Genomic DNA, 22040 nt, shown 5'->3' on the forward strand with positions numbered 1-22040 from the left:
TCAGGGAGTCGGACATCAAGAGAGCGGTAGCCTTTTTTAATATATCCTTTTCTAATTCAATGCGTTGGATTTGCTTTTTAAGTTCGCGGATTTCAATTTGTTCGGGCGTCATTGGTGAAGCAGATGGTGTCTGGCCACTCCGCTCTTGCTTTAATTGAGTAACCCACTTACTGACGGTTGATTTACCCACCCCCATCGCTTTGGCTGCTTCTTCTTGAGTATAACTTTGGTCAACTACAAGCTGAGCTGTTTCTAATTTGATTGCCGCAGAATACGTTGCGCGTTTTAATTTCGTCATTTTTTCACCCAAATTTGTATGCTTATTAGCATAACATTTCTTTCTTAATGGGTGGCCAAATTAACTATGCCACTACACACTTACATTGTCTGCCATTTCTTTAATCGCTTTCAATTGTGCAGGGGTAACATCAAGTTTCATTTGATTCAATCCAACATTTAAAAAATAGGTTTTGACTCTTGGTCTTCCCAAGAACAATCAGGGTTTTTGCATTTAACTCTAGTGATTCTTGTATCTGCTGCTTCAAACGGCATTCCATATTCTTTGTCGTGCTTTCCCAAAGCGCACTTTAATGGCTGTATCGAATCATTTAATTTATTGAGATATTTCATTAATAAATAGAGAATAGGTTTTAATAAGAACTTCCATACCAAAGCACAGAGAACAAGAAAGGCTAATGCCTGTAACAATTCGTTGTTGATTGTATTTTCCATAATTTCATTAAGCCATTCACTTTTAACTATTAAACCCTTAGCCATGCTGACACTCCAATTTTCGTCATACTCATATTTCTTGATCTTAGGGATATAGTAGCACGTCCTTAACGTGCTGTAAGTTGTTTTTCAACCAAGCTTTATTCAACATCCCCCAATCTACAACCGAGTACGAACCGCCTTTGTTTTCAAGCGCTATAGAGAGCTCAGGAATTGCTGCTAATGTGTCTTGAGCTGTTCGCCTCGGCATTCCAGTAGCTTCTATAATTGCTGGCACAGTGTTAACGCCAGTGCTAATCAGCCAAGTCACGTAAGCTCGCCTATATAAGCTAGTTTTTGTTTTGCTATGTGTCATTTAATAACTCTGTGAAAATATTTTTAAAGCTAATCATTTTGAGCTTCCGGTGGTAACAATATATCCTCAAATGTTTTTGTTGTTTGAAGCATAAGCTGGCATAATAACATACGTTTTTACTGGTCTACAGCGCCGTAAGTGAAGTATAACTTGGCATAATATTGAAGCTTATAATGGCATAAAGTTACCAAATATAAGCTCTATAAAGCCAATCTCATAAAAATACCGCCAAGTTTAGTTGACTGCTATGTGCTGTGAGTTCAACCACTCGATGCAACACACTGATTAAATCGCTCCGCAGGTGTTTCGTATTCCAGTGTTTTCCGCGGTCTCTCATTAAGTTGTCTGGCAACTTGGTTTAATCTTATCTGAGAATGCTCATTTAAGTTAGTTCCTTTTGGAAAGTATTGTCTTAATAGCCTATTTGTATTTTCATTGGAACCGCGCTGCCAAGGTGATTGTGGATCGCAGAAATATACTTGAATATCTGTAGCTAGAGTAAAGTCTTTATGATTAGTAAGCTCACATCCTCTGTCCCAAGTTAATGATTTATAAAGCTCTGCTGGCAACTTATTAGCTTGTTTAATCAACGCTTCGATTACTGGCTTTGTTTTATTACTAGGTACTTTCACTAACATTACATACCTAGAGTGTCGCTCAACTAGAGTCGCGATAAAACTGTTTCCTGAGCCTTGGATCAAGTCTCCCTCCCAGTGGCCTGGAACAGCTCTGTCTTCAATATTTGATGGCCTTTCACTAATTGGTACAGCGTCGACTATCCTTCCTAACCCTTTACCTTTAAGAGTGGCGTGTTTTGATTTCCTGACTACCCGCTGCGTCCTTAAGTGTTTTTGTAGCTCTTTTTTTAAGGCGCCGCGGGTTTGTATATATAGGGTTTTATATATTGTTTCGTGCGACACATTCAAATCCTCATTATTGGGATATCTCCGCCTAAGCCAACCAGAGATTTGCTGAGGTGACCATGCAGATTCCATCTTTTGAGCAATGATTAAACATAATTCTTTGTTGCCATACAGCTTACAAGGCTTAGGGCGTTTGGCATTTTCCCAGGCAACTTTGTCAGCTTTACTCGCTCGATATTTTTTAATCCCGCCGTGGCGGNGGTTTACTTCACGGCAAATAGTGGAAGGAGAGCGATTAAGATATCTCGCTATTTCTCGAAGAGACTTACCTGCTGCTAACCCTCGTGAAATGTCTTCTCGCTCTGCAAGAGTTAGTGTTGTTGGTGAGCGTTTGGGCTCAAGCGGCCGAACACCACCTGTTTTATGGATAATACCTAATATAGATGAATGGTATCGATCAAATAATCTTGCTATATCATGCGCACTATCACCGCGCTGATATCGATCCCAAATTAACCTTCTTTGTTCTGCATTATAATAAATACGCTTTCTCTGTTTCATGTGAACGCTCCTTTAACTAATAATAAGGATAGCGTTGCATTCACCAGTTGAACTCACAGCCATAAGCGGACATTTAACGCCTTTGTAACTGGCCAAGTAACCAGTTGCCTAAAATTGTGTAGTGAAACCTAGCCAATTGTTACTTGCCCTAGTTAATTGACTCGTTAGGCATACTTTTCTCAATACTATCAAGCAAGGAAAGTATGTCTTCAACAAAGCACTCTAGAACCACATTTAATGTCCAAGATTTTTTATATTCAACGCCTTTAAATTGAACCGCAATCTTATACTCAGGATCAATAAGTCCGCTAGGTGGAACTGTTTTGGAAAAAGAATCTGCATGAATAATTTTATCGCAGACCTGCTTAAGAGTTGCAGGTTTCTCTATTAACTTATCATCGAAATATAACCATGATGAATTTGGTAATTCCAAATTCGGTTGATTGATTGCATTTTGATAGAGATTTACTCTAATTGCTATTACTAGACTAAGAAGATTGCTAGACACTAAATTATGTAAAGTATCTTCAACATTTTTAGACATGACTAATCTAGAATTTTCTGATGAAAGACTACTTGTTGTTAAATCTAATCCATGACAGATTAAACACAAGCGCCTAATTTCATTGAAGTCTTGCTTGTGCTGACCAAAGATATCGCGCATTTACTTTCCTGTAAGCCTAGTGAGCTGATCGCGCATATGTCTGCTCGTGTCACGCTACTTTTCTACTTGAGATAGTTTTAACAAATTACCTAACATATTGCTATCAAATAGTTTCCTATTCTCTTTGAACAAAGCTAAATAGAACAACGTGCGCGCTGCTCATTTCCGTGAATGTATGAGCATACAAAAATTCGACCACTGAACTAGTTATTATACTTAGTCAATATTAATGTCCCTTAATCGCTCTCAGCCGAACTTCGTAAAAGTGCCAATTGCGGACATTAGTAACTCTGCACTCTGCCGCTCGTCGGCAGCAGCTTGTTAGGCTATTTTTTTCGATAATTCACCTGATTAAACAGGTTTTCCGTCGTACCAATTTCAAGCATCGCTTTTACCAAAGACTTCAACAGCACATCTGATGCTTCGTACAAACCAGTCAAAGCTATGGAAAAATCCATGATTTTCAGCTCTGAGATAATTTCGTACTGATGTAGAGCGTCGGCCTCTCTATGGGCAATAGTGTTGTGCCTTGCCTCAGAAATTTCATTTTCAATTGCTTTTCTTGCTTTCTTTAATTTTTTTAGGGCATCAACAACCATACTCCTTGAAGAATCAGACAATCCTGTCGATTCGTATATAAACTGCATTCGCCGTCCAGTAACTTTTCCCATATCCCACTCATAAATGGTTAAAAGCAGTGCACGTAACGCAATATTCCTTTTTGTCTCATTAGGATGAGCGAAAGCATCAGCTTTTAAAGCTTGGATATCTCTCTCAGCAAGCAAGAAATACAGGCCAATATTTAGAAACTGCTTTGTCGCAGGAAACAGCTCCTCATTGACCTTCTTGCATTCTTTCACTGTGATTTCTATAGCTCCGTTTATAACTTTATCTTTTGCTTTAAATTCTTTTTCCAATTTACGGTAAAGTCGCCACAAGAAAACAGCTTTTATCTGCCGCCCAAAATTTCTGTGGAATTTCATTCGAAACCACCGCTCTTGAACACTTCTATCTTTATCGAAAAACCTACTATTGAGCATCAAACTTCCATTGGTTTATTGCCTAACTAGACTGTAGAATAACTCCAACAGTCAAATTCAATTAAAAAATAGCTCCTACAATTCACTCTAAGCCTTTTTAGAGCATTAGGTAATGCATTTGGAACACATAAAACAGGCTGTTTTCCTTAAAAAAGTAATTCTGCAGCTTCAACTCCACGTTAAAGTGTGACAACCGTGTGCCATATTGTGAGCGCAGCGAAACTAGCACACGTTTGGAGTTACTCTTGAACGTTTTTTTCGTTACATTTATATTTCGAAGGTAAACATTGACTTAAAGCCACAATCAACGCGATGTTGAATGATTTTATGAACTGAATCATGTAACTCGTCAAACCTTTGCTTCTCTCGAATCACTCCATCCATATTTTGTCTACTGCTTACAAAATGGAATAATTGATTGTTCAAAACTGAAGATATCACACTAATATTGTCCAGTGACTTATTCAAATAGTTGTAGTCTTCTACAGCCTCTTTAGCTAGACAAACATTCCAGAATGATAGCTCTCTATTAGATTTATAAAGGTTTCGCCGTGCTTGATATAGGTTGCCCCAAACAATATTAAGATGCTCAATACGTTTGATTGATACATCTTTATCCTCAACCATCAATCCTGGTGTAGGACATATATGATCATAATGAAATCGCAACTCATGTAAGTTTTCTTCTATTTCATCTATAGCAGCGATGTATCTTTTGGCGACTAAATATGAATCCTCCTTTCGCTTGTTATTTAACCATTGAAAGTAGGTATAGAAACCAAAAATAAAACCAAGAGATGTAACAACTAAAGTACCAACATCAGTCCATTTGACCCCGTCAAACATAGCCGCTCTATCTGTAACACCAATGAAAAAGCCACAAGCCACAAGCTACCAGAAATAATCCAACAACCATAAATATAAGTATATTTTTCAACTAGTTGACACCTTTAATTCTGAATAACTCAAATATAAAACTAACATTTTATAGTCCGCTTATCGCGCATATTTCTGCCGACTTAACGCTCATTTTTCTGCTTTATATAGTTTTAACAAATAACCTAAGGTATTACTATCACTAAGTTTTCTAAAATTTTTGAGTAAAGTTAAATAGATCAATATGCGCGAGCAGCTCATTTTCATGAATATATGAGTAAAGAGCAGTTTGACCAATCAATTAACTATTATATTTAGCTAATCTCAATGACCGGTTATCGCTCAAGTAAGACCCTGAAAAGTAGCTCATATAGCTATCTAGGTTAACAACGCTATCAAAAAACAGAAGTATATTTCCGATAACTACTTTGAAGCCCTAGAAACGGAAGTTTACTTCCGAAATATGGCAATATAGGCTAAAAATCGGAAGTAAACTTCCGTTTTGTACTTTAAGATTATAAGCCGGTGTCTAGTGAAAGCTGGGAAATCCAAACTCGTTTCTGCCCCAAATAGAGTTAGCTCAGCAGTCTAAATGCCTCCATCAGATAATTTTTTCCATAATTTATTTAATGTTTACTTCATAGCTGAACATTAGGAATTTCACAGACTTTATTCAAATATTCTGTTAGTGTCTTATATATTCTCATAAATGCGGCAACCGCCTAAAATAACATTAATTTCATTAAGAAAATGCCGTAAAGAAAAATATATACCAAGGTCATATTTATTATGTCTCCGACTTTTTATCTTAATCGAACACTATTTAGTGACAACCAACGATTCACCGAATCAGAATTACTCAATGCCTCAAATTACATTGTAATTTTGGCTGAGCCAGGTGCTGGAAAAACTGAGCTTATGAAAAGCTTAGCTAATCAGTTAGGGACTAAGGAGGTTACGGCAAGTATATTTAGCTATATGGGAGCTAATAGCGAATATTCTCCTCTTGTCATTGATGCTTTTGATGAATTGGCTAAAGTTGATACTACAGGTATTCATAAGCTACTTTCTAATGTATCAAATGCAAGACCTACACATGTCATTATTTCAAGCCGTTCGAGTGAATGGGATAGTTCTGCCACGAACACTTTTGAACAATTTATCGGTCATGCGCCAACTGTTGCTCGGCTATATGAGTTTGATGAGTCTGAGCAACGAGAAATTTATACTCACCATACAAAAAAAGATAATTTTATAGAATTTCAAGCTGAGGTTACTAGGTTTTCGTTGGAACCTCTCCTCCCAAACCCACAATTTCTTAAATTATTTGCAGATGCTTATATTGAGAGTGAAGGACACTTTACTGACAAACGTTCAATCTTTACTCAAGCCATAACCAGCTTAGCAAGAGAAGTAAATGCTAACACTAAACCGACCCCTTCGCTTTCTAGTGATCAAAAGATTAACTTGTCTTCAGAAATTTTTGCAAAGCTACTACTCTCTGGTGCTGAGGGGATAGGAATAAGTGAAGCACACGAAAACAGGATGTATCCTCTGGCTGGTTCGCTGTTGAGTTCTAGTAGTGTGAATCTTAGTGGTATCCTAGCTACTCGCCTTTTTAAGCCTGGAGATAATGCAGATCAGCATCGACCTGTACATAAGATAGTTGCTGAATATTGTGCAGCAGATTATCTCACTAAGCGTATCGCTAACCCATCAGATCCTTTGACTATTGCACAGTGTTTGCCAATCATTGCTCCAAACTCTACTGTCCGAGATGAGTTAAGGGGATTAATAGGCTGGATGGCCGCACTGGGTAGCAAATCAATTGAAGAAGCTGCAATTGAACTTGATCCATATGCGGTACTCGCGAATGGCGACCCTTCTCAATTAGCTACATCGTCAAAGGCCATGCTTTTGTCACGTTTGAAGGAAGTAGAAGCTGTTGACCCTTACTTTAGGCGAAGTGACTCTTGGCGTAGGTTTAGTGTTGCAGGCTTATTTACACAAGATGTAATGGAAGAGGTTAAGCCAATTATCTCTGATGGAGGTGATGGCGATTTGCGAGACTTACTGCTTGAGCTTTTGGTGGGAACCCAAGCTGCAAGGTGGCTAGATATAGAGTTACGTCAGCTTTTATTATCGTCTACTGAAAGTAAACAAACACGTATGCTAGCTTACAAGTGCCTAATAGGGTTGGAATCTTACGATCCTCACTTAGACCTACGTGATTTAATTGCTGAAGCTAGCAGCTCCTCTTTAAATATCGCAGCAACTGTAATTGAATCAACTGATATTGACACCTTTAAACCGAATGAACTTGAAGTGTTCTTTCGGAATTGCGCTAACTTGTACCCTAGCCATAAACAAGACCTTGACGGTGCGCTAGGAGACCGTTACTTTGTTAAGCGTTTTATTTCCCATTTGAACGTACTACAGCTTGAAGGTTTGTTAGATTTATTAAGCAAAGGTTTGGCCTGCAATTGTGGAAAAAAAGCGTATGAATGCGAATGTAGAACAAGGTTAAGTAAAATAATTGGTTCACTTTTAGACTGCTACTTTGAGTTAGCTAAACCTCCGTTTGAACCATTGCGTATTTGGCAGTGGGTAGAGCACCTAAATTTTCCTAGGCAAATGAATACTCAAGATATTAAGTCGGTACAGGCTCTGCGGGCAGATGATCCATTACGGCAAGGAATTATTTCTCATGTTTTCGGAAAATTAACGGAACGAGAGGCGATATTTCAAGCTAGGATACACAAGTTTGGAGGTCATTATTCTCATGCGGGACTTTGTTTAAGCCTTGCTGACCATAGGTTTATAATTGATTTAGCATTTGAAAATAATAACACTCAGTTGTGGGCGAGTTTTTTAGCTCAGCATCAATTCAATCGCTTTTCCAATAAAAAGGAGCTTGATAGTTTACGCAGCCATATGCGTAAGCAAGCATCTCAAAAACCAGAGTTTATGAAAAGGTGGGCTCTGATGAATAGACAAGAGTCGATTCAGGCTAAAGAAGAAGATCAAAAGTGGAATGCTAAACATCGCCGGTTAATGAGGCGTCGTAAAAATAAAAAGAAACAAGTTCATGTGGAAAATATTCAGTATGTTCAAGCAGAACGTGAGTTAGTCGAGGGCGGTCAACATTGGGGATGCTTAGTTCGTTTTTCTCAGCTCATACTGAATAAACCCGAAAATATTGAATTAGAATTTGGTGATGAAGTACTTGTTCGAAATGCGATTAAGAATTGCTTGGGCTTTATAGCTTCTATAATACCTGTTCTGCAAAAGCTTGCTGATTTGCAGTGTGAATCTAAGGGGCTAGTAGTTGAGACTATTTTATATGCGGCTTGCATTGAAATCATGCGAGAAAGTGGGAGTTTAGAAGGGGTCGAGCGCCCACTTCTCCTTGCCCTCAGAACAAATTTAAATGTAGGGTACAATGCTGTCAGTCAAGATGAAGCTATTGCTCTTAAATCTGAAGTCGATCGCTTGCTTTTTCCTGATGTTGAATCTGCTGAGAAATTTCTTCTTGAATACGTTGAGCCTCAATTAGCACAAAATAAATGTGCTCACCCTGAAGTTGACTTATTAAAATACGATGAAGTATTCAGCCCTTTACAAGCTAAGCTCTCAATTGAATGGCTTGAAGGTTACGATCAACTTGAGTCATCTGCTCTTAATACGCTTTTTGAAATTGCAGCACAGTATGGGGACCGAGAAAGCTTGAAAAGTATTATTGAGTTGCGCTGCGGTCAGTTTTTGTTTGGCCAATCAGAATCTAACGATGATGAACAATTAGAACAAAGGCGAAAATTTTGGTTTGTTAGAGCTTTTTACTTTTTAAGTATAGAGCAAGCAGAGCCATACTGGAATTGGCTTACTGGTGATAAAAATTCAATATTATTACTTAACGAACGCTCAAGCCGAATGAACCGAAGTGATCACTCATATTGGCCAGCACTAACATCTTATAAGGTGTGTGCTATTTTAGAAGCATTTTTTGAACAATGGCCAAAGGTTAAACTACCAAGTAATTGGGGGACTGGAAGCCCTGATGGAGAGACTGCATATCGTTTCTTAACAGATATTATTTGGTCTATCGGAAATGGTAGCCCAGATGAGGCGATCCCTGTTCTTCATCAATTATTAGCTGAACCTCATTTTTCTGATATTCATATACCGCTGAAAAGTATACAAGCAGAGCAGTTAAGGAAGAAAGCACTAAGAGACTTTGAGCCACCGACTTCAACGAAAATCGTTGATTTATTAGATAACAATGCTGTTGTTAGTGTTGAAGGATTACGGCAACTTATTCTTTTAGAGTTAATTAGTTATCAAAAGGATATTGATGGTGGAGAATTTAATACAGCAAATCGTTTTTATACAAAAAATACAAATGGGGATGATATACGACTGGGTGAAGTTGAGTCAGTTGAAATTATTGCCGAACGTCTCAATTTACTTCTTAGCACTCAAAGTATTGTAATCACTTCTGAACATCAGACCAAAAATCAAAATAGGATTGATATCACTGCTGCTAAAACAATAGACGGCATAAGGCGACTTCTAGTTATTGAAGCGAAGGGGCAATGGCATCAAGATCTTTATTCTGCTGCCACAACCCAACTTTATGAGCGCTATTCAGTTCATCCCGATGCCGAACAACAAGGTATTTACCTTGTAATTTGGTTTGGTGCTAATGAAAAAGTTGCAAATAGAATTAAGCATAATGTAACAAGCGCACTAGAACTAAGGGAATCTATTGAGGATACATTACCGCCAGAACTAAAAGGATTTATTGATGTTTTTGTTTTGGATGTATCGCGCCATTAATTATTTTTAGTGAAATATGATGCTAGCGCATTAGTTTATAGCTGGCAGGAATATTTGGCATAGAAAAACTTATCCCAAACTCTAAGGTTTAACAAACCCCGAAACTTATATTTGTCCAAAAACGAGTTTATCTGACTGTCTGCTTCTCGCTCAAATAAGACCCCGAAAAGTGGCTCATATAGCTATCAAGGTTAACGCTTTCAAAAAACAGAGCATATTTCCGATAACTACCTTTGAAGCCCTAGAAACGGAAGTTTACTTCCGAAATATGGCAATATAGGCTTAAAATCGGAAGTATTCTTCCGTTTTGTACTTTAAGATTATAAGCCGGTGTCTAGTGAAAGCTGGGAAATCCAAACTCGTTTCTGCACCAAAACGAGTTACTAAAAACTCATATTGCATTTTGGTAGACTGAATATTCAAACAAGTCCTAAAGCAAAGTTCGGATTACACAATAGAATACGTTGGATTATTGCCGACTTTCCAAGAAATCACGTTTTTTCTCAGACTCAATATACTTTAATTTATACTCTATACGTTTTTCGATATTTGAACGATGTTCTAATAAATCAACAGAATTTAACAAAGGTAATAGCGTGATAAGATAATTCTTTTCTTATTCCAATGGTTAAAGTTCGTTGTTAATAAGGAATGATTCAACCCAATTGACTGCGGCCACTCGCAATTCTTCGATTGATTTTGTAGGCACTAACTTTTCATCTTCCCAATTACCACTATCTATAAAAATGTGACCGCTACCATCGGGCTCAATATGAATAGTTGTATAAAGCATTCCTACGATCCAGTCCTCTTCTGGACAACTGCATTCATCACTCTGTCTTGACTCAATGAACTCATAGCAATGACTCATTTGTGCAAACGAACCATCCATATAAACCCTTAATCCAATTTCACTAACTTGTATTCAGTTTTACCTGCTCTGATAGTGCATTCGTCCTCACTACCTTGTAATTCCAGATCGAAATTGATTGGATAAATGGCTGCTACAATATAGTGCTCGCCGACAACAAACTTATCATCGTTTATGCAGCTACCTTCTTTGCGACCAAGCCACTCGACCTTATCACCAATAGCAACCTTGCCATGTAGAGCTATGACATTGCCGTTAATACCACAGACTACTGAACCATATTTTCGGCTTTCTACCACCATTACGCTCTCCTTATTCCAACCGTTATTTATAGTGAATAGCTAGCTGAATTTAATAATTGTAAAAATATATTCCAAGGCCACAGAGCCCCCACAATATAGCAATCATTAGGTGAGTATTTCTAATAAAGAAATTGTCATTTTCAGAATTTGATTTGATATTATTTTCTTCGTTTGCCATAACTTACTCCCGTATTCCAATTAAACTATTCCACAAAACTTAAAGTGTAGCGGTCTGTTATCTCAGTAATTCCACCACACACAGCTACAAATGCTAAATCACTAGCAATAAGCCAGTGCTTTGCCAGTTCATCGCTCATACACTCTTCTTCAATAAATAACTTGTCTTCACAGCTATTGAGTGCTTCTGAGGCAATCACATTCTGATTTTCGAAGTAACAATGCATAATAGAGTTTGCTAGTTTCGATTGCTCCAACAATGGTTTGTTTTCGTAATTGATTATGATTTTTAAATCCATAAGGCCGTATTCCAATTAAGCTATTTCTTCTTTTTATTCCATACGTTCAGAGCGTTTTTAAGGTACTGAATTGGCTCAGGCATAGGATGTGTCTTCCCTGGCTTAGTTTTGCGTTCATGTTTCGCATGTTCACGCTCAATCTTGCTCCAATCCTTCGGGTAAAGCTCTTGAAACTTATTAATGAAGTCATCGAATGAATATCCTTCGTTTAACTCACCAACCACATTTTCGATTTTTTCATCTTTCTTCGTTATTACAGCCATTATTTTTCCCTTAAAGCCAGTTGAACATTTTACTTTTGTGAGTAGCGCTTAATTAAACGCCACTGGCAAAAGCTTGAATTGCAACCCTATACACCATGCCTTAAATTAATGAACTCTAAAACACTTTAAGCAATTAATAAGCTTTATGTTCATGAAAAATAACTCCATCAGAGCTCAGCTCTAATGACCAAGCATATTTCCCAGTTTTACCATCAAAATTATGAATAACCCAAGGCTTATGAGTTCCTTCTTGATATCTCCGGCCCAATTCGATAGCGAGAGTTGATTGCACCGATAAGAAAAAGTGGATTTTCTTTACATTATGCTTAGCTGAAAGGAAATCTATCGATTTGAGTAAGGAGCCAGATATTCTTTTGAGATTTTCTTGGTTTAAAATTAAATTGCGTACTAATTTTATTTCTGTCGATATAAAATTAGTACTGTTTTGTAGCGAAATAGGTAGTTGAGCTTTATGGATCTCCGTAGATAACCCTAATGCAATTCCTATATCACCAGTCTCGTTTGGCTCAGCTAATAGCTTGGTATCACAAAGTTTTATATCCAAGTCTTCATCGTTCAATAGTCTCCAAGAGTCTGTGCTATGAATTTTGTCAAAATAAAATATGTTGCTAGCATTTCTCAACAAAGCTCCATAAGCAACTAAAAATGGGATACGAGCTAAGCCACCGATGTAGAGTTTTTCACATTTATCGTGAAGTACAAACCTCTTGAATAAATCCACACAAACTTCAGCGTTATAACGTTCAACTTGTTTTTCAGTATCATTGTTTACACTCAGAACTACTACTTCCCTCGCTTTGCGATGCTCTGACTTACTTAAAATATTCTCGGGAAAATCTATACTTACCCCTGGGAGGCCTGAAATTAAAACCCTAGCAGTATTTCGAGCAAAAGCTTTTAATTCCCAAAAAATCATATAACTACCTATTAACATAGGAGCAAATGATAGAATGAAAGTCATCCATGTCATCTCATTTCTTGTCCACTCAGCCCCTAAAAAAGCAACTTCAGGAGGAAGTATTATTCTTACACAGAATGTTGAGAGTGGACTGATGAAAATAGAAGCCCCAACTAACTTTGCACCAGTTGCTGATAAAGGGTATGACTTACGTTTGAAATCCAATAGTCTTTCAAAAAACCACTTTATACGGCTAAATATATGACGTTCACCCAACTTGGTACTCTCCAATTAACAATATTTGTGGTTTGGAACTTGAATTTTCGCCCATCCAAATTCTAATATGAGTTTGACCTAGAATAACAAAAAACAAACGATTCCCTTCAAATTTTGAGTACCTTAACGCGCTTTCCCAATCATATTTATCGACGCATGAATAGTCTGGTATTGGTTCAGGATGGGTATGCCAAAGACCAACATAAGTAGAGTGCTTGTTACTTTCTAGCCATATCTTATTTACGATAGAGTTATGTCCCTCAGAGCGATAAAACTGACAACGTCCTTGTCTATCTGATTCTTGAGGCTCAGTCAGATCGTCTATCAATAAAGCTCCTTCCGAATTTAGATGCTTACCAATTAAAACGCCTCCTGATTCAGGACTTGTACTCTCTAATTGCTTGAATTTGTATATACGTTTTAGCAAATTGGTAGATATACGAACTAATCCATATCCTTTAACATCGATTTGCCATTCTTTACACATTACAAACCCTACATTCGCTATTTCTTGTTAGAGATATACGTTCTTTTAAAGGCATCTTTTTATATTTATCCGTAACAGTTAAATCGGCTGAATTGTCACCTTTCCAACTTTCTGCAATGCTAGCCCTATTATTTTTCAAAATATATAAAGCTAGTGTAGCAGCCAATTCTGCGGTTCTATTTGAGTCTATAAATGAGAATGGAGTAAAAACTCCCGCACAACCAGTCAGGTTTTTCGATATAGGCTGACCAACTTTTAGAAGCGATAAATCACTTTGAGCATTTAGCTGCTTATCCTTTGTATATAAACATTCATAACAACTACAATGAAGATCGACTGCAATAGCATGTCCACCAATACCTGCGGCTTCACTCCAGCAAAAGACAGCATATTTATAGTTATGGCGTTTCAATAAATTATTTAGTTCCAAATTTACTGATGGAGAGCCCACAGCAACAATAACTACATCACAATTCTTTACATTATTAAAACTTACTACCTCATTGAATTTTTTAGGTATTGAATTCACTTTGATATAAGGCAAAGACTGTTCAATACGAAGTTTTAGTGCAGAAACCTTACTAAAACTACTAACGATACCTGACTTTTCATCTGGTTTATAGTTAAGCTCTCCACCACCTAAATGATGTCTATAAATGTTATCGGGGCTTAAACTATCGAAGTCAATTAACGTTAATTCACCTACACCAGCTTTTCCTAACATATTGGATATTTGGCTCCCAACAGAACCACAACCAATAATTGCCACTTTCTTTTCGCTAAAGGATTGATCTCCACCACCTCGTTCTATTAGATACTCTTTTGAATTTCTTAATATCGAGTATAGCTCTAGTTCCCAATCTATTGATGTACTTAGCAGCGGATGTTCACAGTGATGACTGGAAGTAAACTTCAGTAAAAACTGAGTTCTTTCACCACTTGTTCTGGGCATAGTTAAAAAGATATAAAAAGTATTATATGGGCGGTATTTCTTTGCTAACCTGAGCGCTCTTTGCCAATTTTTTTTACTTACCAATTCGAGAAGAGAAATAAAATACTTAACATTAAAATCTTTCCCTGAAGCGGGTGGGAGCTTTGCACCATCCAATGGCAGATGCATTATTTTTTCTCTACGGCACTTATCTAATGATTCTATATTACTAAATCGAAGAGGTAATGATTCATTTTTATGTGAAATCATAATAGGGCTAGAATACTTTCGGCCTTTTATTTTTTCAGGTTGACTCACCCTCATATATAAAGTTTCTGTGGATTTACTTGGATGATAAAAACTATATACTTTTTTTACTGGAGCAAAATAACCTTCCAGCTCATCTAACAATTCATCTTGATATATTTTTAAGCTGATACGATCTAGAAGCTTTACAATATCTTCAATATAAAGAGCTAGCACTTCATTTGGTCTAGAGTAGTCTGTAAATAAGCTGTCACTTTCTTCTAAGCAAATAACACCGGATTGGTTAACATGTGGTAGCACCCCAATCAAATCAGTGTTACGTAATACCGCTTTAGGTAAACTGTATGGAAATCGATCTGGAAAATATATAGAAATATCCCATAATAATTTCTTACCAATTAAGTGAAAATTAAACTTCCTTTCTTCTTCTTCGCGAGACAGCTTAATACATGGCAACTGAAGTACTGAAATCAGGCCCTGTAACTCAGAGTGAGTCATGCATTATTTCCAGTTGTTACATAGGGTGGCGTATTAGACTGTTTGCTATCTTCTACTAAAGGAAAATCAGTACTAAAAACTTTTCTAAGAATTTTACTACTTTCAACTTCAGACTCTTCATCTTTAGCTGCTTCCAAGGCTTCAAGTAAATTCACAACTTTTGTATAAAATGCGTCTTGCTGGCCTAATGTCATTTTGTAATAGACATTTTTGTATGGCTCTACTGGCAGGCTTATATCAATACACCATTTCAAAGTGCCACTTTCTTGATCCCAGGCTTGGTTAAAGCTACCTTTAATGTCTTTAACTACAATAATAAGAGCATCTAGATCACTATCTGTTTGGTATCTAAAAGCTTTTCGGGCCTGAATGGTCAAACCAATGGAAGGTGGTGCATTATTACCGTTGTCACTAAAAGCCTTGGCTTTCCATTTTTTCAAGAAACGTGCAATCCTGCGAAACTGTTTTTTATGCTCAGCTTCGGTAGCAATATCACTAATCCATTGTTTTAATCCTTTGGGATCTGCAATCCACCATTTTCGGTTTTCTACTGAGTACTCTTTCCCCCATGCAATATGATAATTTTCGTTGTTTTTAGAGTAGATGGCCAAATCAACATGGTAACCACTAGCATAATTAACTGTAATACATGGTTTGTTGAACTCAACGGTTCGATTATGGTGTTTATTAAGCTTATCAAACACCAATTTCTTGAGTTTGTTTGAATCATACTCACCGTTTGTTATGTCAAAAATAATCCCAACGTCTATGTCGTAGTGACCACTGATAGGCTTAACACCTGTGTTCATTGCATATGAGCCAAGGTCAATTTTGCTAAAAGTCAATGCCTTATCTGTATTAGGAATTTTCTCGTCTTTTAGTGAATTTCTGAGCTCACTTATCAGAAGGTCCCGCTTCTCTCTGAGAGTTGAATTTTCATCATACGTTCCCATCTTTATTGTCTCATTGAACTTCTCAAATTGTGTTTGTAGTATTGCCATGAGTACTCCCTTACTGGTTTAATTGCATTAACAAATCTATTGATGAATTTTTTAATTATGCTGACTTATTTTGAGGGAGTTGTCGATAGTAATTTTACTTAGCTGTTTAAAGTCTTTATTTATACGATTACCGCTATCTCATTCGCATCGCTAGAGTTAGTTATTGCGAAGTAACCTCTTAATAATTTCTGTTTTCACTTTTAGCTAGGCTTATGGATTACTTAAAACTATAATATTCAGTCATTGTTTCTGGAAGTTTATGCTGATAACGAAGGAGCCAACCGTAGCCCCCAAATTTTTATCTAGTTGTAAACGCGAAATAGGATCATTCAAGCAATTCATGATAATTCGAACTTCCTTTACCAAAACTCGCTCTCTTTTCTCCCAATCCACTTTTGGTTTTGGCTTAAACTTACAAGCTTTAGGTCAAGTACATTCCAACTAATGTGTTTTAACGGCTTNCAGCCATTGTTAACTGGTCACCTGAAAAGGACGGTTTAAAACGAAAACCTATGCGATACAAGCAAGTCATTAGCTTATCAATGCTGAACTTTTCAATTCTCCCATTAACTAAATCGCTCACGCGAGGTTGCGTTAGCCCTAATTGAGCAGCTGCATCGGCCTGTGACCAATTTTTAGCATTGATAATGTCACGAATAACAATCATCAGATCTGAGCGCGTCTGTAATTCAGAGGCTTCTGCTTTATCTTCGGTTATTGCATCAAAGATATTTGAGTATTCAAGATTCATCTTAACAACCTTATTGCTTAACTTATCATCACTATATATCAGCGTTGATATATATACAAGCACTGATATAATTTATTTGTTCAATTCTTTTTGCATGAGTTTGTAGCGCTTTTTCGCTGTGTCCATTGCCTGTTTGTCTACCCCGTTAGTGGTTTTGGTAAATGAGTGCAAAATAAAAACAGTGTCAGCAAACTTTGCAACGTAAATCGTTCGATATGCTGGTCTGCCGTTCTCTATCAGCTCAACCGCACCAATACCAACACTTTCCTTTAAGTGCTTAAACTTGCTAAATGGCTCTTTGTTTTGACAAATAGCGTTTAAATCATTTGCAAAGCGCTTTTGAATTTTATCGGGCAACGCTAGAAACTCTTTTTTTGATTGATTGTTTATAAACTTAAATTTTTTCAACTGGCTAATGTCCTTCTAAGATCATTTATTCTTTTATTCCTAGTGGCGGCACTGACTTATACAAGTTATTCAGTGCATCAGTTAATCGCTGTGGATCAGGGATGATGTATGTATCAGTCATATCATCACTAACATGGCCTATAGCCATTTGTATAACGTCATAATCGACACCAGCATCAGATAGTAGGCTGGCGGTACTTTTACGCCCTGAGTGGCTTGAGCCTTGTTTAAAGCCGCAACTCTTAAACAGGTTTCTAACGTAGTTCTCCATGCTTGAGCAAACTAGCGTTTCTTTTTGCCCGTCTTGAGTTTGATACTTTTTGACGTTAAACGACAACTTAACCCAGCGCTTACCGCTCTTAGCTAAAAATAGAGGGCTGTCACCATTTAACCCGCCATAACTACCGTCAAGGGACAGCATGCCTTTATCTTTAATGCGTCTGTCACGCCAAGCTAAAATGGCTTGCCTTTGTTGCTTTAAAACTAAAGCACAGTCACGGCTTTGATTGGTTTTGGTGTAATCAGCTCTCATTCTAAAAATAGATTTCAGCTCGCCTGATTTAGTAAAAACATCTTTAACTAGCAACTGGCAAGTTTCACCAATGCGCGTTAATGAGCCGAACAAGAACCAAATTAAAGCTACGTTTCTCTCTGCGGTTTCACCACGATTAGCATTAGCAAGTATGTGCTTTAGCTGCGCTTTGCTTTCTATTTTCCCTGCGCCTTTTCTGCTTGCTTCAAGCCGCTTTACCGCGTCAGAAACAGGCCGTCTACGCACAGGCTTATGACCTTTCTCAAATGGCATATAACACCTAGTTTACACCCAATTCCAACATAGTATATTAAATAAACACCAAAAACCACAGGCGTTGTGTTTGTTGGTGATATTGGAATAGTGGTTTAAAGTAATATTCTTATCTATCACCTAGGCATATATAAATTTTCACATTGCCAAAGCAGACACTTGTCACTACAATTAAAGACAAATGTCTTAAGTGGTAAATTTATAATGAGCGAACTACAACAAAAGAGCACACGGCCAGACTTTCTCAATGTCGTGACGCTTGGCAAATTAAATACGCACTCAAACCCAATGGCTGAAATAGCCACAGCACAAATCGGGATCACAACAGCCGGTTTACGTGCATTTTCTACGTTAATGCATTGGGAAATGGGTGTTATAGCCAAAGCATTGGGAACGACTGAACGCACTTTATTACGCAACAAAGAAAAACCCTTAAATAAACAGATCAGTGAGAATGCGCTTGAAGTCGCAAGGCTATCAAGCTTTGGTGCGGCATATTTCGGTAATATCGACAACTGGAATACGTGGCTAGACACGCCGAACGTCCAATTTGATAACCAACCACCGCGTTCAATGATGAACAGCATCCGTGGCCGCGAATTGATACGCAGAGTTATTAACGGGCTACAGTATGGATTCACTGCTTAATGATTGTGTACCGTATCGGCCCCAAACAATATAACAATGTCAGCAACTGCCTTTCTGGATTAGGCGGCATGGTCGCAGAAGGCCGGTGGCATTATGCAGGTGCCCCTATCGTTTATACCGCCTCAACGCGGTCGCTTGGTATGCTTGAACGCTTAGTTAATGATTCACAAGAAATACTAAAAGAAAACTTGAGTGTCGTTCTTATTCAAATACCAGATACGTTAAAGGTACTAAGGTTAGTGGAGGGTGAGCTTCCTACCGGTTGGAACGCGTACCCTTATGCTGCAGATACTCAGTCACTTGGAAGTGACTTTTTAATGAATGGAGACTCTGCAGTGCTTCAAGTACCATCAAGCCTATGCCCGCAAGAATATAATTTTATTATCAACCCGCAACATCCTGATGCACGTAAAATAAAATGCATTGATTGTTCTGACTTTGTTTATCCAAATAGACTAGCTAATAAGCTGTAGTAAAACTTATTATTTATAAGAAGCACTTATTTATGTACCCATTGAATTATTTGGTACTATTACATCCAAATTTATTAACAGAGTATTATTTATGGAAACCAGCGAAGAGAAGATTACATGCCCCGGCTGTCGAGAAGATTTTTTGCTAACAGAACATAATCCAAACGGTGTTGGTGGAGAGAGAGAACGCTACTCATGCCCCTATTCTGGTTGCAATTTTTCAGCTAAGCAATATACGCCTGGCAGTTTTTCCACTTCTATAGACACGGAAGGGACAAATTAAATGCGACCTAGATTAGTCCCTACTGATGGCATTGGATGGATTTTTAGAATTAGATAGAATGGTTCTGGCGCAGCCTGCGAAGACAAAATAAGCGCCAAAACCAAAAACGATATTTTAATCTTTTATGCATTGCTCCTCAATAAAGTCCAAATTATCTTCTACATTTATTACAAAATATTCATTTGTACGAGGCCTATAAAAACCATCAAAATCTATTTTCCCTGCATTATAGATTTGAACAATGTCTTTATGTAACTCTGAGTGAGACCATGTTCCACCATAAATTTCCATAAAGATGTCTACATGATTCCCCGGAAAACTTAATAGCTTTAAGGCTCTTCTTGGTTGAGTTTTAAAAACAATAGGCTCAAGGTTAGGTATATTGTTACACCCAAAGTTCGCGTATCTATTTGCCTCAGCGTGATTGTTACTAAGCCACAATGTACCCTTAACTGGCAATCCTGGTTTATGCGCTCCACCATGGTATAAGTTTGAAGCTTGTTGACCTTGGTACATTGAAAGCTTTGAAAAATGCTCATATAACTTTTCATTGATAGGTGTAGGTTCTGCCATAGATTGAGTTGCTTCTTGATAGTTAATTTTGTTTTCAACTTCTACAGCATTAGCTGCTGGTTTATTGAATAACTTACTAATGAAATTGAGTAGCATCGGTTTTCTCCTGTTAATTGGCCACGTACTATCACTTAGCAAGTGCAACCGGTAATTCTTTTAAGTTTGTTGTGTAGCTCTTTGGCGCTAAACCATCTTTTGGCTTCCACTCCTGCTTAAAGCCCTGCACGCCAAATCTGATAACATTGTTGCCAAATTTACTGTTTATTTCATCACTTACGGTAGTCTTTTTATTGACGTTTGAAATGCCTGAATCAACAAACAGATTGAGTTGCTGGTGGTCATTCTTTGACAATAACTGGTTGAAGATCACACCAACTTTTTTGAATAAATAACCTTCCTGATATATTTGACTTAAGCCAAACATTGCGTATTTGATCAACACATCACAGTCAGCACAATGGAACGGCAAGTTAACTTGCATGCTCTTACTCAGCTGTGGTTGAGAAGACCTATAAACATCCGTTGAAACAAATATTGTTATGCTGTTGGTGAATAATTCAAACCGTCTTAACTTCCCGGCTCCAGTTGAAACATGTGAAGAAAGTGCGCTTTTAAGCTCATTTAAATCAGAAACAAGCTTACCCATGCTTTTAGAAACACAAATACTATCGCGACCTTCGTTTAGGTCCTTAAGCTCCACTGCATTCACACCATTGAGTTCTTGTATAGTTCGAGATAAAACAACACCGAATTTTCGTTTTGCTTCTACTACATTAAAATTCTTTAATTCTAATCCCGACGTTATTCCCAGTGAAGAGAGCTTTTCGGCTGTTTTAGAACCTACCCCCCAAACATCTCTGGTCTTAACTCTTTGCAGTACCCAATCAACTTTAAGGGGTGTATCGAGCACAGCAACCCCATTTGTTTTAGCTTTCCATTCATTAAGTTTCGCAGCATGAGAAGCTAACTTGGCAAGTGTTTTCGTATGAGCGACACCGACACCAATGCCCAAGTTCTTAGCCAACGTATTTTTAATATGTAATGCGTATGATTTAGGGTTTGGAGCCATGGTTGAATCAATACGACCAAAGCTTTCATCAATTGAGTAGCGGTGGCAGTCAAACATTAGTTCTTCTAGTTCTGTATGAAACCGGTTGCTCATATCACCAAATAAAGTGAAATTACTGCCCCACACATGGCCATTACTGGTTTGAATTACTTCTTTTATTTTGAAGTGTGGCTCACCCATCTTTATGCCTAAAGCTTTCATCGGTTGATTTCGCGCTATGATATTGCCTTGATTTGAACTTAACACCCCAAGCGGAGTGGAATTAATGTCGTATTGAGGGTTAAATAACTGAATAAATGAAACGTATGCAGCGTTAATATCACAAAGGACCCACATCAGAAAATATTGATAGCGCTGGTTACAACGCCCCATATAACATTTTCATCCCAATTATTCTCATCATCAAATTCGACCACGATTGACTCGTACTCTTTGTTTGTAGTGGTAGAGTAATTTTGGTCACCCATTAAGAAAGAAATGTTATGCTATTTGCATACAAATTTGGGTGAAAAAAATGACAAAATTAAATCGTGCAACGTACTCCGCTTCAATCAAATTAGAAACGGCTCAACTTGTAGTTGACCAAGGTTATACACAAGAAGAAGCAGCCAAAGCGATGGGTGTTGGTAAATCAACCGTAAGTAAATGGGTTGCTCAATTAAAGCAAGAACGTAATGGCCAGTCACCATTGGCTTCACCAATGACACCCGAACAAATTGAAATCCGTGAACTTAAAAAGCAAATCCAACGCATTGAATTAGAAAAGGATATATTAAAAAAGGCTACCGCTCTCTTGATGTCCGACTCCCTGA

22 protein-coding genes and 2 pseudogenes are annotated in these 22040 nt (G+C 37.6%); 4 read left to right on the top strand and 20 right to left on the bottom strand.

The features are described from left to right. From L654_RS0119105 to L654_RS0119135, 7 genes and pseudogenes are all read right to left on the bottom strand, one after another. Positions 1-298, bottom strand: a pseudogene (locus L654_RS0119105) (transposase); the annotation flags it as partial. 158 nt (positions 299-456) lie between these two features. After that, on the bottom strand, positions 457-777 hold the full coding sequence (locus L654_RS0119110) for a hypothetical protein (protein ID WP_024589356.1): 321 nt from the start codon (positions 775-777) through the stop codon (positions 457-459). A 40-nt stretch (positions 778-817) separates the two neighbouring features. After that, the gene (locus L654_RS0119115; protein WP_024589355.1) at positions 818-1087 is read right to left on the bottom strand and encodes a helix-turn-helix domain-containing protein; all 270 of its coding nucleotides are present in this window, start codon (positions 1085-1087) and stop codon (positions 818-820) included. A 260-nt stretch (positions 1088-1347) separates the two neighbouring features. Further along, positions 1348-2511 carry an IS30 family transposase gene (locus tag L654_RS0119120; RefSeq protein WP_024608795.1) on the bottom strand — a complete coding sequence of 388 codons (1164 nt, stop codon included), beginning with the start codon at positions 2509-2511 and terminating at the stop codon, positions 1348-1350. Positions 2512-2659: 148 nt separating this feature from the next. Beyond that, a complete protein-coding gene (locus L654_RS0119125; protein ID WP_024589353.1) occupies positions 2660-3175 on the bottom strand; it encodes a hypothetical protein in 516 nt (171 codons plus the stop codon). Between the two features lie 326 nt (positions 3176-3501). Beyond that, on the bottom strand, positions 3502-4158 hold the full coding sequence (locus L654_RS0119130; protein ID WP_139016120.1) for a hypothetical protein: 657 nt from the start codon (positions 4156-4158) through the stop codon (positions 3502-3504). Between the two features lie 324 nt (positions 4159-4482). Continuing rightward, positions 4483-5061: a hypothetical protein gene (locus L654_RS0119135; protein WP_196812458.1), complete on the bottom strand. Its 579-nt coding sequence runs from the start codon at positions 5059-5061 to the stop codon at positions 4483-4485. Positions 5062-5880: 819 nt separating this feature from the next. Between L654_RS0119135 and L654_RS0119140 the strand changes: the two genes are divergently transcribed. Further along, on the top strand, positions 5881-9927 hold the full coding sequence (locus tag L654_RS0119140) for a hypothetical protein (RefSeq protein ID WP_024589350.1): 4047 nt from the start codon (positions 5881-5883) through the stop codon (positions 9925-9927). A 628-nt stretch (positions 9928-10555) separates the two neighbouring features. Here the strand turns inward: L654_RS0119140 and L654_RS1000000128030 are convergent. From L654_RS1000000128030 to L654_RS0119195, 11 genes are all read right to left on the bottom strand, one after another. Then, positions 10556-10720 carry a hypothetical protein gene (locus L654_RS1000000128030; protein ID WP_155945832.1) on the bottom strand — a complete coding sequence of 55 codons (165 nt, stop codon included), beginning with the start codon at positions 10718-10720 and terminating at the stop codon, positions 10556-10558. A gap of 107 nt (positions 10721-10827) precedes the next feature. Beyond that, on the bottom strand, positions 10828-11100 hold the full coding sequence (locus tag L654_RS0119150) for a hypothetical protein (RefSeq protein ID WP_024589348.1): 273 nt from the start codon (positions 11098-11100) through the stop codon (positions 10828-10830). A 203-nt stretch (positions 11101-11303) separates the two neighbouring features. Further along, on the bottom strand, positions 11304-11576 hold the full coding sequence (locus L654_RS0119155) for a hypothetical protein (protein ID WP_024589347.1): 273 nt from the start codon (positions 11574-11576) through the stop codon (positions 11304-11306). A 20-nt stretch (positions 11577-11596) separates the two neighbouring features. Beyond that, the gene (locus L654_RS0119160) at positions 11597-11839 is read right to left on the bottom strand and encodes a hypothetical protein (protein ID WP_024589346.1); all 243 of its coding nucleotides are present in this window, start codon (positions 11837-11839) and stop codon (positions 11597-11599) included. Between the two features lie 133 nt (positions 11840-11972). Continuing rightward, a complete protein-coding gene (locus L654_RS0119165; protein WP_024608796.1) occupies positions 11973-13034 on the bottom strand; it encodes an SAVED domain-containing protein in 1062 nt (353 codons plus the stop codon). Then, positions 13027-13521 carry a Mov34/MPN/PAD-1 family protein gene (locus L654_RS0119170; protein WP_024589343.1) on the bottom strand — a complete coding sequence of 165 codons (495 nt, stop codon included), beginning with the start codon at positions 13519-13521 and terminating at the stop codon, positions 13027-13029. The genes L654_RS0119165 and L654_RS0119170 overlap by 8 nt, the downstream gene beginning before the upstream one ends. Next, entirely contained in the window at positions 13514-15217 is a 1704-nt protein-coding gene (locus L654_RS0119175; protein WP_024589342.1) for a ThiF family adenylyltransferase, read from the bottom strand. The genes L654_RS0119170 and L654_RS0119175 overlap by 8 nt, the downstream gene beginning before the upstream one ends. Further along, complete coding sequence (locus L654_RS0119180; protein WP_024589341.1) at positions 15214-16218, bottom strand: nucleotidyltransferase; 1005 nt, start codon at positions 16216-16218, stop codon at positions 15214-15216. Before L654_RS0119180 ends, L654_RS0119175 begins: the two co-directional genes overlap by 4 nt. Before the next feature lie 451 nt (positions 16219-16669). Further along, entirely contained in the window at positions 16670-16969 is a 300-nt protein-coding gene (locus L654_RS0119185; protein ID WP_024608797.1) for a helix-turn-helix transcriptional regulator, read from the bottom strand. A 72-nt stretch (positions 16970-17041) separates the two neighbouring features. After that, positions 17042-17377, bottom strand: a complete 336-nt coding sequence (locus tag L654_RS0119190) for a type II toxin-antitoxin system RelE/ParE family toxin (RefSeq protein ID WP_024589339.1) — start codon at positions 17375-17377, stop codon at positions 17042-17044. A 25-nt stretch (positions 17378-17402) separates the two neighbouring features. Further along, the gene (locus tag L654_RS0119195; protein WP_024589338.1) at positions 17403-18182 is read right to left on the bottom strand and encodes a site-specific integrase; all 780 of its coding nucleotides are present in this window, start codon (positions 18180-18182) and stop codon (positions 17403-17405) included. Positions 18183-18434: 252 nt separating this feature from the next. Here L654_RS0119195 and L654_RS0119200 point away from each other — a divergent pair, with 252 nt between their 5' ends. Further along, on the top strand, positions 18435-18830 hold the full coding sequence (locus tag L654_RS0119200; RefSeq protein ID WP_225305783.1) for an MbcA/ParS/Xre antitoxin family protein: 396 nt from the start codon (positions 18435-18437) through the stop codon (positions 18828-18830). Next, positions 18830-19303: an RES family NAD+ phosphorylase gene (locus tag L654_RS0119205; RefSeq protein WP_024589336.1), complete on the top strand. Its 474-nt coding sequence runs from the start codon at positions 18830-18832 to the stop codon at positions 19301-19303. The genes L654_RS0119200 and L654_RS0119205 overlap by 1 nt, the downstream gene beginning before the upstream one ends. A 397-nt stretch (positions 19304-19700) precedes the next feature. Here L654_RS0119205 and L654_RS0119210 read toward each other — a convergent pair whose 3' ends face one another. Both L654_RS0119210 and L654_RS0119215 read right to left on the bottom strand, forming a co-directional pair. Further along, on the bottom strand, positions 19701-20255 hold the full coding sequence (locus L654_RS0119210; protein ID WP_024589335.1) for a hypothetical protein: 555 nt from the start codon (positions 20253-20255) through the stop codon (positions 19701-19703). A 31-nt stretch (positions 20256-20286) separates the two neighbouring features. Next, positions 20287-21600 (bottom strand): Y-family DNA polymerase, encoded by a 1314-nt coding sequence (locus tag L654_RS0119215; protein WP_080671248.1) that lies wholly within the window; start codon positions 21598-21600, stop codon positions 20287-20289. A 142-nt stretch (positions 21601-21742) separates the two neighbouring features. On the opposite strand from L654_RS0119215, the pseudogene L654_RS0119225 reads away from it, so the two are divergent. After that, a pseudogene (locus tag L654_RS0119225) lies at positions 21743-22040 on the top strand (transposase); the annotation flags it as partial.

It is taken from the genome of Pseudoalteromonas sp. TAB23, from assembly GCF_000498075.1.
Classification (GTDB): domain Bacteria; phylum Pseudomonadota; class Gammaproteobacteria; order Enterobacterales; family Alteromonadaceae; genus Pseudoalteromonas; species Pseudoalteromonas arctica.

Coding starts and splice junctions, on each gene's coding strand:
- L654_RS0119140 (WP_024589350.1), top strand. CDS start 5,881: ATGTCTCCGACTTTTTATCTTAATCGAACACTATTTAGTGACAACCAA.
- L654_RS0119180 (WP_024589341.1), bottom strand. CDS start 16,218: ATGGCAATACTACAAACACAATTTGAGAAGTTCAATGAGACAATAAAG.
- L654_RS0119115 (WP_024589355.1), bottom strand. CDS start 1,087: ATGACACATAGCAAAACAAAAACTAGCTTATATAGGCGAGCTTACGTG.
- L654_RS0119215 (WP_080671248.1), bottom strand. CDS start 21,600: ATGGGGCGTTGTAACCAGCGCTATCAATATTTTCTGATGTGGGTCCTT.
- L654_RS0119175 (WP_024589342.1), bottom strand. CDS start 15,217: ATGACTCACTCTGAGTTACAGGGCCTGATTTCAGTACTTCAGTTGCCA.
- L654_RS0119205 (WP_024589336.1), top strand. CDS start 18,830: ATGATTGTGTACCGTATCGGCCCCAAACAATATAACAATGTCAGCAAC.
- L654_RS0119135 (WP_196812458.1), bottom strand. CDS start 5,061: ATGTTTGACGGGGTCAAATGGACTGATGTTGGTACTTTAGTTGTTACA.
- L654_RS0119150 (WP_024589348.1), bottom strand. CDS start 11,100: ATGGTGGTAGAAAGCCGAAAATATGGTTCAGTAGTCTGTGGTATTAAC.
- L654_RS1000000128030 (WP_155945832.1), bottom strand. CDS start 10,720: ATGCTTTATACAACTATTCATATTGAGCCCGATGGTAGCGGTCACATT.
- L654_RS0119195 (WP_024589338.1), bottom strand. CDS start 18,182: ATGCCATTTGAGAAAGGTCATAAGCCTGTGCGTAGACGGCCTGTTTCT.
- L654_RS0119125 (WP_024589353.1), bottom strand. CDS start 3,175: ATGCGCGATATCTTTGGTCAGCACAAGCAAGACTTCAATGAAATTAGG.
- L654_RS0119160 (WP_024589346.1), bottom strand. CDS start 11,839: ATGGCTGTAATAACGAAGAAAGATGAAAAAATCGAAAATGTGGTTGGT.
- L654_RS0119130 (WP_139016120.1), bottom strand. CDS start 4,158: ATGAAATTCCACAGAAATTTTGGGCGGCAGATAAAAGCTGTTTTCTTG.
- L654_RS0119170 (WP_024589343.1), bottom strand. CDS start 13,521: ATGTGTAAAGAATGGCAAATCGATGTTAAAGGATATGGATTAGTTCGT.
- L654_RS0119110 (WP_024589356.1), bottom strand. CDS start 777: ATGGCTAAGGGTTTAATAGTTAAAAGTGAATGGCTTAATGAAATTATG.
- L654_RS0119155 (WP_024589347.1), bottom strand. CDS start 11,576: ATGGATTTAAAAATCATAATCAATTACGAAAACAAACCATTGTTGGAG.
- L654_RS0119210 (WP_024589335.1), bottom strand. CDS start 20,255: ATGCTACTCAATTTCATTAGTAAGTTATTCAATAAACCAGCAGCTAAT.